Annotated in this window: 9 protein-coding genes; 8 read left to right on the top strand and 1 reads right to left on the bottom strand. The window is 42.7% G+C overall.

Going from position 1 to position 12833, the window contains the following annotated elements:
- Window positions 1-2 precede the first annotated feature (2 nt).
- From ACY2VW_RS02095 to ACY2VW_RS02085, 3 genes are all read left to right on the top strand, one after another.
- Window positions 3-1148: a glycosyl hydrolase family 8 gene (locus ACY2VW_RS02095; RefSeq protein WP_118601260.1), complete on the top strand. Its 1146-nt coding sequence runs from the start codon at window positions 3-5 to the stop codon at window positions 1146-1148.
- 119 nt (window positions 1149-1267) lie between these two features.
- The gene (locus tag ACY2VW_RS02090) at window positions 1268-3004 is read left to right on the top strand and encodes an SGNH/GDSL hydrolase family protein (RefSeq protein WP_118601259.1); all 1737 of its coding nucleotides are present in this window, start codon (window positions 1268-1270) and stop codon (window positions 3002-3004) included.
- 11 nt (window positions 3005-3015) lie between these two features.
- Window positions 3016-4581 carry a glycoside hydrolase family 43 protein gene (locus ACY2VW_RS02085; protein WP_461876811.1) on the top strand — a complete coding sequence of 522 codons (1566 nt, stop codon included), beginning with the start codon at window positions 3016-3018 and terminating at the stop codon, window positions 4579-4581.
- On the opposite strand, the gene ACY2VW_RS02080 is transcribed toward ACY2VW_RS02085, so the two are convergent.
- Window positions 4578-5459: a helix-turn-helix transcriptional regulator gene (locus ACY2VW_RS02080; protein WP_118601257.1), complete on the bottom strand. Its 882-nt coding sequence runs from the start codon at window positions 5457-5459 to the stop codon at window positions 4578-4580. The genes ACY2VW_RS02085 and ACY2VW_RS02080 overlap by 4 nt on opposite strands.
- 355 nt (window positions 5460-5814) lie before the next feature.
- Here ACY2VW_RS02080 and ACY2VW_RS02075 point away from each other — a divergent pair, with 355 nt between their 5' ends.
- From ACY2VW_RS02075 to ACY2VW_RS02055, 5 genes are all read left to right on the top strand, one after another.
- Complete coding sequence (locus ACY2VW_RS02075) at window positions 5815-7428, top strand: sensor histidine kinase (protein WP_461876810.1); 1614 nt, start codon at window positions 5815-5817, stop codon at window positions 7426-7428.
- Window positions 7429-7449: 21 nt separating this feature from the next.
- Window positions 7450-9045, top strand: coding sequence for a response regulator transcription factor (locus ACY2VW_RS02070; RefSeq protein ID WP_461872918.1), 1596 nt, complete (start codon window positions 7450-7452; stop codon window positions 9043-9045).
- Between the two features lie 142 nt (window positions 9046-9187).
- The gene (locus ACY2VW_RS02065; RefSeq protein WP_118595816.1) at window positions 9188-10858 is read left to right on the top strand and encodes a type 2 periplasmic-binding domain-containing protein; all 1671 of its coding nucleotides are present in this window, start codon (window positions 9188-9190) and stop codon (window positions 10856-10858) included.
- 67 nt (window positions 10859-10925) lie between these two features.
- The gene (locus ACY2VW_RS02060; protein ID WP_118595817.1) at window positions 10926-11876 is read left to right on the top strand and encodes an ABC transporter permease; all 951 of its coding nucleotides are present in this window, start codon (window positions 10926-10928) and stop codon (window positions 11874-11876) included.
- 11 nt (window positions 11877-11887) lie between these two features.
- Window positions 11888-12781 (top strand): carbohydrate ABC transporter permease, encoded by an 894-nt coding sequence (locus ACY2VW_RS02055; RefSeq protein WP_461872916.1) that lies wholly within the window; start codon window positions 11888-11890, stop codon window positions 12779-12781.
- The last annotated feature ends 52 nt before the right edge of the window (window positions 12782-12833 follow it).

Here is a 12833-nt window from a genome sequence, read left to right as displayed (position 1 = left end):
ATATGGCAGGAGCATATGAAACAGGAGTATACCGCAATATTTTTAAAGAGTGTGGATATTCCGAAGAGGAAATTGAAAAAAGAGTGAAAGAAACATTTGAAACAATCTTTTATGGGAGTGAAGAAGAGCGTTTCTATCATGAAGCAGGTGCGGACATGGGATACATGGAGGACACCGGAAATCATGATGTCAGAACGGAGGGCATGTCATATGGAATGATGGTGTGCGTCCAGATGAACCGGAAAAAAGAATTTGACCGTTTATGGAAATGGGTACGGACGTATATGTATATCGAGGATGGTCCGGGAAAAAATTATTTTGCCTGGTCGTGTGCTGTCGATGGTACAAGAAACGCGGACGGACCGGCACCGGATGGAGAAGAATATTTTGCAATGGCGCTCTTTTTTGCTTCAAAGAGATGGGGAGATGGAGAAGGCATTTTCGATTACAGCAGCGAGGCAAGAGCAATTTTACGGGAATGTGTCCATAAGGGAGAGCCAGGGCATCCAGGAGAGCCGATGTGGAATCCGGAAAATCATCTGATCAAATTTGTTACCTCTTTTGAGTTCAGTGATCCATCCTATCATCTGCCGCACTTTTATGAGCTGTTTGCGTTGTGGGCAGATCCCTGCGATCATGAATTCTGGAAAAAGGCAGCGGACGCAAGCCGAAAATATCTTCACACGGCATGTCACTTCCGAACCGGATTATCTGCGGAATATGCAGATTATGACGGAACACCGCATGCACAGCATCAGGAGATTTTCGGCCGTCATGACTGGTACTACAGCGATGCGTATCGTACGATTGCCAATATCGGAATGGATCATCTCTGGTTTGACGCGGATCCCTGGCAGACGGAAAATGCCAATAAGCTGCAGCAATTTTACTGTGAAGAACAGGCGGAACACTGGGATGGGGTATTTCTGACTGACGGCACCAGGCTGGAAGAAAAAGCACTTCATCCGACGGCAATTATTGCGGTAAATGCACAGGCCTCACTTGCCGCAGACGGACCGTATGCAGAGAAATGTGTAAGACGTTTCTGGAATACACCGCTTCGGACAGGCGAGAGACGGTATTATGATAATTTTCTGTATCTTTTTGCAATGCTTGCTTTGTCAGGAAATTACCGGATCTATCGGTAATAAAATCATATATTTTGCAGGAAGGTTTCCTATAGTTTCTCCCGGTGTACAGCACCTGGAGTTCTGTTACAATGGAGTTATCTTGAGTTAACATAGGAAAAGCAGGAGGAATAATAAGGATGGAAGGACCGAAGGCGCCAAGAGATCCGGAAAAAATGAGACCCTATTTTTATATTTTAAAGGACAAAGAAATTTTTGGATCAAAACAGGAAGATGGAACCGGAATCCAGTTCGTGTATGAGAGTGACGGAAGACTGATCAACAGTGCACAGATTGCCGGAAATATCACAGATCAGGAGGAACTGGCCTTACTGGAGAACGTAGAAGGATTTCGAAAACTGGTACACAGCATCGGAATCTCTGTGGAACTGGATGATCCCAGAGAGTCTGTTGAATTTGTGTTTCAGATGTATGGAAAAAAGGATCTCTATGGAGGGGGAACGAATCTGAAAACCAAACTGCCCGGAGATGGAATGGAGAGAAAAATAGATCTGTCCGATTATACATGGACAGAAGATGATGATATTCCGGGGCAGATAAAATTTATCTTTCAGATACCGGAATTGCTGGGAAAAGCAAGTGTAAGACTTTATTTAAATGATGGATATGATGCACCGAAAGAAACCGCAGAAGAAAAAATAGATGTCCGTTCGGAAGAATACAGGGAAATGATACAAAGATCTCTGATGAATTTCGGAAATACCTGCCGGATACAGAGAGTAATTGAAAAAGCCAGAGACGGAAAAGAAGTTACGCTTGCATATATCGGCGGATCTATCACGCAGGGGGCGGGAGCAATTCCGATCCATACAAAATGTTACGCCTATCAGTCCTGCAAATTATTTCAGAAGCGCTTTGCAGCACAGGATAATGTCAGATTGATAAAAGCAGGAGTGGGAGGCACCCCTTCGGAACTGGGAATGATCCGTTTTGACAGAGATGTTCTGCGCAGAGAGGAACAGCCGGATCTTGTAGTGATCGAATTTGCTGTTAATGATGAAGGGGATGAAACAAAGGGGGACTGCTATGAAAGCCTTGTACGTAAAGTGCTGAATCTTCCCTGGAAGCCTGCTGTAGTGCTTCTGTTTTCTGTTTTTGCAAATGACTGGAATCTTCAGGAACGCCTGAAACCGGTGGGATACCGCTATGATCTTCCGATGGTCAGTATACGGGATGCCGTAAGCCCGCAGTTTCAGATGCCAAAAGGACGGGGACGGGTTCTGACAAAAAATCAGTTTTTTTATGATATGTTTCATCCAAACAATATGGGGCACACGATTATGGCGGACTGTCTGCAGTATTTGTTTGAACAATGCGATCTCAGGAATCAATGTGGGGTTGAAACACTGGAAAGACAGATGAAGGCGGAAGAACGACTGAAAGAATGCATGAGCGAGCCACCCGCAATCGGAAAGAGTTTTGAAACAGTTCGTCTGCTGGATCGAAAAGATGGATACAGAGGAGCCGAAATTGATGAAGGTGGATTTACAGCCGTGGACAGGGAACTGCAGAGTGTCGAAATGGATGCAGAACTTACACCTGTGCCGCAGTTCCCGTATAACTGGATGTATGATGGCACCAATTCCGATAAAAACTATTTCGAAATGACGATAACCTGCAGAAGTCTGCTTCTTGTTTTTAAAGATTCCGGTGAAATTTATACGGGAAAAGCAGAGATTTCCGTAGATGGAGGATACTGTATGACAGCGGATCCGCATATCAATAACTGGCTGCATTGCAATGCGGTCATTCTTTTCCAGGAGGAAGAGAGTAAGAAACATATCGTGAGAATTACAATACCAGAAGAAGACAGGAATAAACAGTTTACGATTCTTGGATTCGGGTATGTACAGTAAAGGAGAAAGTTATGGTAACGGCAAATAATCCAATTTTATCCGGTTTTTATCCGGATCCGTCGATTTGCAGGGCGGGGGATGATTACTATATTGTAAATTCAAGTTTTGTTTATGCCCCGGGAGTTCCGATTTTTCGCAGCAGAGATCTGGCACACTGGGAACAGATCGGAAATATTCTGAACCGGAAGGAGCAGCTTCCAGTAGAGGGAAGTGAAATCTCAAGAGGTATTTTTGCACCGACGATTCGTTATCATGAAGGATTATTTTATATGATAACAACAAATGTAAGCTACGGTGGAAATTTTATCGTTACAGCGAAAAATCCGGAAGGCCCGTGGTCAGATCCATATTACCTTGGTGAAGAAGCAGCAGGAATTGATCCAAGCCTGTTTTTTGATGAAGATGGAAAGTGCTATTACTGCGGAACAAGACCAAACCCGGAAGGTGTGCGATATAATGGGGACTGGGAAATCTGGGTACAGGAACTTGATCTGAACACCATGAAACTGACAGGAGAAAGCATGGCAATCTGGAAAGGTGCGGTAAAAGACTGCATCTGGCCGGAAGGGCCGCATATTTACAAAATCGGAGAATATTATTACCTGATGCATGCAGAGGGCGGTACAGGTCCGGAACACAGTATCTCAGTTGCCAGAAGCAGAAAACTGTTTCAGTGGTTTGAAGGATGCCCGAGGAACCCCATTTTTACACATCGCAATCTGGGAATGGATTATCCGGTGATTTATGCAGGCCATGGAGATCTTGTAGATGATGGACATGGAAACTGGTATGTAGTAATGCTTGCTTCACGGCCGTGCAGAAAACACAGCAGTATGGGCAGAGAGACATTTCTTGCTAAAGTGATATGGGAAAATGGATGGCCGGTCATTGCGCCTGGAGTGGGACATCTGGAAGAACAGGTGGAAATCCCAATGGAAGAATATCGCTTTGCACAGGAAGTTACAAAATGTGATCAGATTCATTTCTGGGATAAAGAGTTGGATCAGAGACTGATTGGAATTGGCGGGTGTGATGAAACCATTTATTCGCTGAAAGAAAAAGAGGGAATGCTGCGGTTGTATCCCCGAAAAGAAAGTATTGCAGAAGCAGCCTATTGCTCCTATCTTGGATTACGGCAGAAAAGCTATCGCTTTGAAGCGGAAACAGGAGTTTTCTTTGTGCCGGAAAACGAGAAGGAAACGGCAGGTCTGGTTCTTTACCAGAATCATGAGAATCATCTGAGGATGGAAATCGCAAAAAAGCAGGAACAGAAAGTTTTTCGTGTTGTAACGTGTATCAAAGGAACAGAAACGAAAGCAGCAGAAGTTTTACTGCCAGGAGAGACGGAACAACTGCTGAAAATACGCCTGCAATGCCATGATCAGACGGCAAAAGTATGGATTGCGTCAGAAAATGGCTGGGAATGTGCGGCAGAGGAAATCAGTCTTCTTCCGTACACAACAGAAGAGGCAGGTGGTTTTGTCGGATGTACCATCGGCATGTATGCTTCTTCTAATGGAATGGAAAGCAAAAACCATGCAGACTTTGCATGGTTTACCTGTAGCAGCAGGAATTAGGGATTTTTCTGCAATTTTTCCGGATAAATATACATATCGCGGAATTCCGTAGGCGTACATTGTTTGACAGAACGGAAGACGCGAAGAAAGGTGGAAAGACTGGAGAAACCAGACTGAAGTGCTGCTTCCGTGACAGGAATATCGGGATCGGATAAGAGCAGCATGGCATGATCAATTCTTTTGCGATTAAGGTATTTGTAATAGGTGGTATTTGTAAACTGCTTAAACAGTCTGGTAAAGTGGTATTTGCTGAAGCCTGCTGTTTTTGCAACCTGGTCAAGGGAAAGATCTTCCGTGCAGTGTTCATCAATATAATTGCAGATGGAAAGAAAACGATCCAGATATTCTTTCTGCTTTTGCGGTCCGGCATCAAAACGGCAGGATGCAAAGGCCTGGTATCTGCCGATCAGAGAAAGAATATCAAGCATGCGCGCATAGATAACAGCTTCCGAAAGAAAGGAATCCTCTTCATATTCCGAAAGAATCTGGCAGATAAGATGATAAATATCGGAATAGATGTCAGGAGCGGTCTGAGGAGTAAGAGTGAGAACCGGGGAAATCAGCGCGAGGATGGAATTGAGATCGCGGATTTTTGACACAACCGACCATTCAATCTGCAGAATAATTCGTTTTCCGTTTTCCGGTGCCACAAGAGAGTGAAGGATCCCAGGGCAGATGAAAATAATGTCGCCCTCCTGAAGAAGAACAGGTTTATCCCCGAGGAAAACCGTATAAGTCCCTTCCAGAGGCATAATGATTTCCATGGGAGTATGCCAGTGAATGGGATAGTCCTCGCAGTCTGTGTTTACAAAAAGCCGCAGACTGCTGTTCTCTTTATACGTTACGGTTTCGTGAATCCCGTCTAAATGTTCAATCATAATATTGCCTCCGGAGGACTGCTGTAAATTTGATATTATCATAATACAGTAAAACAGAGATCACAAGAGAAAAAATTGAAAGAAGAGAACTGAAAACAGAATTCCAATCTAAATCTGGATATGATAAGATAACTGTGTGAAAGATGACATTGGAAAATCCAGAAGGGAGCAGGCAGTGTCTGCTCCCTGATTCACGTGAGAGGTTCTGAGAATGAAAGAGTTGCTTCAAAAAATTGAAAAACGGATGGATGACTTTACGGTCAAAAAGAAATTATACATTTTATATATTTTTTGCGTACTGCTTCCGCTGATCATTACGGACAGCGTGGTTTTTTTAATCATAAGAAATTCCGAGATGGAAAAGCAGAAACATGATATGACCAACATTGCAAATGCGGTAAGCTACAACATCAGCAGCGTGGTAAATAATGCAGGAGAAATGGCAAAAACGATCTATACCAGCAGATATATTGATGATTTTCTATCCAGAAAATATGATACCTCTGCTCAGTATATCATGGAATACCAGGAGTTTTTCAAGGATACTTTGTTAGAAAATCTGCTGGGAATGGATCAGATTGTATTTACGATGTATACGAACAATGACACCATTGTGAAGGGAGGAAAAGTAGGTAATATAGAGGATCTGAAAGAAACGCAGGCGTATCAGAAACTGAACCAGAGTGGGGAAACAAAAGGTTTTTTCTTTGTCTATGACAAAAACAGATCCGGAACGGCAGAGGAACGCAAGGTGGTATTTCTTCAAAAACTCGATTTTTTTTCAGGAGATCAGGAAAAAATGCTGCAGTTGGAATTTGACTATGGGAACATGATGCGTACGCTTCAGAAAATGAATTTTGACAACGAAGTTTTGATCTGTGAGGAGAATCAGATTGTACTTTCCAATACGAAACATGGAAGCACAGGTTCAGACTTTGAAGAACTGGATGATAAAATAAAGAAGGGATATCATCAGACGGTCAATCTGTATGGTACGGAACTTGAGGTGTATGTCAGACGTACGGGGGAGAACGCGATTGCGAATATTGCTCATAATTTACCGAGTATTCTGCTTCTGATCCTGATTAATGCGATTCTGCCATTCTTTTTTGTACATATCCTGAATCATTCGTTCACAAAACGTATTACGGAGCTGAATGAAGTGTTTACAAGCGTGGATTCCGAACAGCTTGTACCGATGCGTCATGAAGGCGGAAAAGATGAAATCGGAAGTATGATTCGAAGCTACAATCGAATGGCGGCCAGGACAAATGAGCTGATTCAGACAGTTTATAAAAACAAACTCGTAGAGCAGGATATGCTTGTCAGCCGCAAAAATGCAGAACTTCTTGCCCTTCACAGCCAGATTAATCCTCATTTTCTGTTTAATGCACTTGAGAGCATCCGCATGCACAGCATTTTGAAAAACGAGAATGAAACAGCGGATATGGTTGAAAAACTGGCTGTCATGCAAAGACAGTATGTCGAATGGGGCGAGGACTCTGTGACGATTGAACAGGAAGTGGAATTTGTAAAGGCGTATCTGGCACTCCAGAAATATCGTTTCGGAGAAAGACTGAGTTATCAGATTGAGATTGATGAAGAATGCAGAAAAAGAAAGGTTCCAAAACTTACGCTGGTAACATTCGTAGAAAATGCATGTGTGCATGGAATTGAAAGTAAAGCGTCTCCAGGCTGGATTTTTGTAAGAGTATATGAACAAAACGAGCTGATCTGCATGGAAATAGAAGATACTGGGAACGGAATGGAAGAAGGCAAAAGGCAGGAACTTCTGGAAAACATGAGAAACGCAGACATTGAGATGCTGAAAAAGAAAGGAAGGGTAGGAATTGTCAATGCATGTTTAAGATTGAAAATGGTATCGGAAAATAAAGTGAAGATCGATCTGGATGGAGAAGAAGGGGTGGGTACACTGATAACAATCTGGATGCCCCTGGAGTATATGTAGTGTAGAGCAGGGAGGAGAAAAATGTTAAAAGTACTGTTGGTTGATGATGAACCCTTTATCCTGCAGGGAATTAAGGTCATCATAGACTGGGAAAAAGAAGGATTTGAAATTGCTGCGACGGCAGAAAACGGTCTGGAAGCACTGGAATATTTGAAAAAAGAAAAAGTGGATCTTATCATAGCAGATATCCGGATGCCTGGTATGACAGGTCTGGAATTACTGGAGCAGATACGAAGGGAAGAAATATCGGATGCGTATTTTGTTATTCTGAGCGGTTATGCGGAGTTTGATTACGCAAGGCGTGCCATGCAGAATAAATGTACGGAATATCTGTTAAAACCTGTTGACCGGGAAATCCTGTTAAAACTGTTGCATAAGGTTCGTGCATTATCAGACCGGGAGAGACAGGAATCAAAGGCACATGAGGAAATGGAACATGCCTATTTTTCGAGACATCTGATCTCTTTAATCCATGGAAAATACGATGATGTCAATCTTAATTACGTAAAAAAACACATGAAAGATACGCAGGGAATCCGTTATGTGGAGATTCAGAAAGAACAGCCGAACAATCTGGAAGAACAGAGCGATAAAGACCTGCGGAATTTTCAAAGAGAGCTGTATGACTGCTGCAGAGAATTTTTGAAAGAAGATGCCAAGCACTGTGTATTTGATGTTTCTGCGGATGAAAAAATATATGATATTGGTTTTGTATATTCTGAAAACCTTGCGGAGCGTCTGGGAATGGATGATAAAACATACCTTTCTGCATTCCGGCAATATCTTGTCAATAATACGAAACAGCCGGTTATTATGCTGGTTGGGAAAAAAGTACCAGATATCAGCAATGTGGCAAGATCGTATGGTAATGCCTGTATGATCCGCTCTTTTCAGGGGTTCCGGGCACGAAAAGAAATCTATTATTATGAGGATGAAGTGCAGGTTACAGGGGCTGGAATGGTCTTATGCAAACAGGGGCTGGATCAGCTTCTTACCACCATTGAACAGAATAACCACATGGAGATCCGGAAAGCAGTAGAACAGTTTTATGAAGAAATGAGTCAGATGGGAATGAATGCTGAGAGCATGAATCTGAATATCAATTATCTGCTTTTCCAACTGATCCATCTGGCGAGTGAGCAGGATAATGACGTAAACCAGGAAGAAATCCTGCGGCTGATCAGTGAAAGCAGCTTTGAGAATGGTATTCTGCGTGGCAGTAAGGCGCATATGGCGCGCTTTGCATGTGAATACGGCGATTATCTTTCTCAGCTTCGAAAAAACGTTTCCAGGGGCGTTCTCGGCATGGTAGAAAAAGAAATCAAAGAGAATTATGCCGCCAACCTCACGCTGAAGGGTCTCAGTGAAAAATACTATGTCAACAGTGCCTATCTCGGGCAGCTGTTTCGGAAAAAATATGGTCTTTCCTTCAAGGACTATCTGAACAATTTCCGGATGGAGCAGGCCGCAGGCCTTCTGATCCGCACGGATAAAAAAATTGTGCAGATTGCAGAAGAAGTAGGATATCATGATCTGGATTATTTTGTAAACCGTTTTATTCAGGTGAAAGGGTGCACACCGGCCAGATTCCGAAAACAGATGCAGCAGGGAAGTTAAAGAAAACAGGAAGTAAGAAACAGGGTAAATTATAGTGCGTATCTACGATCTATAATTTACCCTGTTTCTTACTATAGTTCATCCGATTGTTTCAAACCTGCAAACTGATAAAATAAATACTATCAAAGGGAGGTATTACAAGATGAAGAGAAAAAAAATTGTAAGCATGCTGCTTGCCTCGGCAATGGCAGCAACCCTGCTCGCAGGATGTGGAGCAGGAGGAAAGAGTTCCTCTAAGGGAGATTCTGACGGAGAGATAAAAGAATTTACCGCATTTTTTGCAGTCCCGGGATCCGAAATCAATGATGATAATGAGGTTCAGCAGATCATTGCAGAAAAAACAGGCGCAAAGGTAAAAGAAACCTGGCTGACGGGTCAGACGGATGTTGAGGCTATTGGCACCATGATCGCAGGAGGAGAGTATCCGGACTTTATTGAGGGCGGAAACGGACAGATGCAGTTATATGATGCCGATGCACTGGTTGCACTGGATGACTATCTGGATGATTATCCTAATATTAAAAATCTGTTCTCTGATCTTGAGTGGGAAAAATTAAGACAGGATGATGGCCATATTTACTGGATTCCACAGTTTAGCTGCATTAAAAATGAAGAAAAAGTATGTACACATAATGATGAAGCATTCTGGATTCAGGCCAGAGTCTTAAAATGGGCGGGTTATCCGGAAATTAAAACAATGGATGATTACTTTAATCTGATTGAATCCTACAACGAAGCGAATCCGACTATGGAAGACGGAACGGAAAATATTCCATACACCATCCTCTGTGACGACTGGAGATATTTCTGTCTGGAGAATGCCCCGCAGTTCCTCGACGGATATCCAAATGATGGATCCTGTATGGTAGATCCGGATACACTGACCGTTTTAGATTATAACACTTCGGATACAGCGGTTGCCTACTTCCGAAAACTGAATGAAGAGTATCAGAAGGGAATTGTAGATCCGGAATCCTTTACACAGAGTTACGATGAATATATTTCCAAACTTTCTACCGGACGTGTACTTGGAATGATTGATCAGTGGTGGGATTTCTCGAATGCAAATGATGCAATCAAACAGGCTGGACTGGATGAGCAGGGCTGCGATTATATTCCTGTTCCGGTTACGATTGATGGCCGTGACAATCAGTGGCACAATTCAGGCGGGGCATTTAATGAGTCGAGCGGTCTTGCAATTACAACAAGCTGTGAAGATGTGGAAGGAGCATTACAGTTTGTAAATGATCTTCTGGATCAGGATATTCACAATCTCAGATTTTGGGGTGTAGAGGGTACCGATTATGAGGTGGATGAAAACGGAGAATTCTACCGAACAGAGGAAGAGCGGACGAAACAGTCTGATACCGCGTACAAAGCATCTCATACCTGCCCATATTCCTACTTCCCACAGTACACTGGAACCAGTGATGATGGAATTAACGCCAATAAACCGGATGGACAGGCAAGTGAGTTCTTTGACGGATTAAATCAGGATGTAAAAGAAACCTTTGAGGCTTATGGTGTTGAGACTTATGTTGAGATGCTTGGAACAAATGAGGCACCTGGAGACTGGTATCCGATGTGGTCCTTCTCTAACAATTTCACAACAGATACACCTGGCGGAGTTGCATGGAACAAAATTGCAGATGTAAAACATGAGCAGCTTCCGCAGGTTGTTATGGCAAAAGATTTTGACGCGGCATGGGATACCTACATGGATGCTTACAATGCATGCCACCCGGAAGACTTTATCAGTGAACTGCAGACTGAATTAGACACAAGAATGGAGCAGGCAGCGAAGTTCAAATAAAAAATGAAATTTTGAAGCGGGCAGATGTGAAAAATTTCATCTGCCCGTTTTTTTAAGGAGTGAGGTCATGTCTTTAGCGAGAACAAAATCAAAAACAAAAGAGCCCAGAACAAAAATCACATGGAAAGAAATCAAAAGACAGAAAGTCCTGCTTTTCTGGGCAGCAATTATCGTAGCATATGGTGTGATTTTCTATTACCTTCCGCTTGCTGGCTGGGCAATGGCATTTCAGAACTACAAACCGAAACTAGGAATCCTGCATTCAGAGTTTGTAGGATTAGAAAAATTCCGGACACTGTTCTCAGATATGACGTTTATCCGTGTTATCCGGAATACTCTGGCAATGGGAGTTATCAATCTTGTTGTAACTTTCGTAACGGCAATTGCGTTTGCAATTTTATTAAATGAAATCAGAAGCCATATAGGAAAAAAAGTGGTTCAGACCATTTCCTATCTGCCGCATTTCCTTTCGTGGATTATTGTAACCGGTATTCTGCATGATATGCTTTCCGGAACTGGTATTGTAAATGAAGTTCTGGTGAATCTGCATATCATCAAACAGCCAATTAACTTTTTTGCACATACGAGCTACTTCTGGCCTATTGTTGCTTTTGCAAATGTGTGGAAGGAAACCGGCTGGAATGCCATTATTTATCTGGCAGCAATCACAGCAATTGATCCATCTTTATATGAGGCGGCATCCATAGACGGCGCCGGAAGGTGGAATAAAATTAAGTACGTGACACTTCCTGGAATCAAACCGACCATTATGATTCTTCTCCTGATGAACGTAGGCAACGTTTTGAATGCCGGATTTGAAATTCAGTATCTTTTAGGAAACGGCCTGGTACAGAGAGTATCACAGACCATTGATATCTACGTATTGAAATGGGGTATCAGCCAGGGCGATTATGCAATCGGTACGGCAGCAGGTATTTTCAAGAGTGCAGTCAGCATTATACTGATTATGATCGCAAACCAGATTGCAAAACGCAATGGCGAAGAGCGATTGTTCTAAGGAGGTTCATCATGGCAAAAAAAACTGGAAAAAAGACCGGAAAATTGGATCTGTTTCCGATAATAAATGGTATTATCATGGTACTGTTTATAGTCATTACACTGTATCCGGTATTAAATACACTGGCAATATCATTAAACGATGGTACAGATGCCCTTCGCGGAGGAATTTATCTGCTGCCAAGAAAATTCACATGGAAAAACTATATCACCGTTCTTCAGAAGGATAACCTGATCACGGGCGCATATATCACAGTGGCGCGAACCATCATCGGAACGCTGCTGTCACTGGTAGCAAATGCAATCCTGGCGTTTATTGTAAGCAGAAAACGCTTTCTGTTTAAAAAAGAATTATCCTTATTCTGGGTTATCACCATGTATGTCAACGGTGGAATGATTCCTACATTCCTGCTGTACAAACAACTTGGCCTGACAAACAGTTTCGGGGTATATGTAATTCCTGGAATGGTCAGTGCGTTCAATATGCTGGTAATCCGTACCTATATGAACGGAATTTCCGACAGTCTGGAAGAGTCCGCGCAGCTTGACGGTGCAGGATATACCACGATTTTTCTGAAGATTTATTCACCGCTCTGTAAGCCGGTATATGCAACCGTAGCATTATTTGTGGCGGTAGGACAGTGGAACTCCTGGTTTGATGCGATGCTGTACAACAGAATGAACAGCAATCTGACGACCCTTCAGTATGAGCTTATGAAACTCTTATCATCGGTTACGAATCAGGGAACCTCTGTGGAAGCAATGAAAAATGCAGCCGGTTCGGTCACACCGACGTCGGTCCGTGCAGCAGCAACCATTATTACCATGCTTCCAATTATTTGTATTTATCCATTTTTACAGAAATACTTTGTTGCCGGGCTTACTCTTGGCGGAGTAAAAGAATAAAGATACTGCATTTTATCCAGGGTCATGCTGCTTTGGCATGACCCTGAAATAT

The organism is Fusicatenibacter sp., assembly GCF_977045365.1.
Note: the sequence above shows the minus strand (reverse complement) of the source record. Positions and strands in the feature narration are given on the sequence as shown.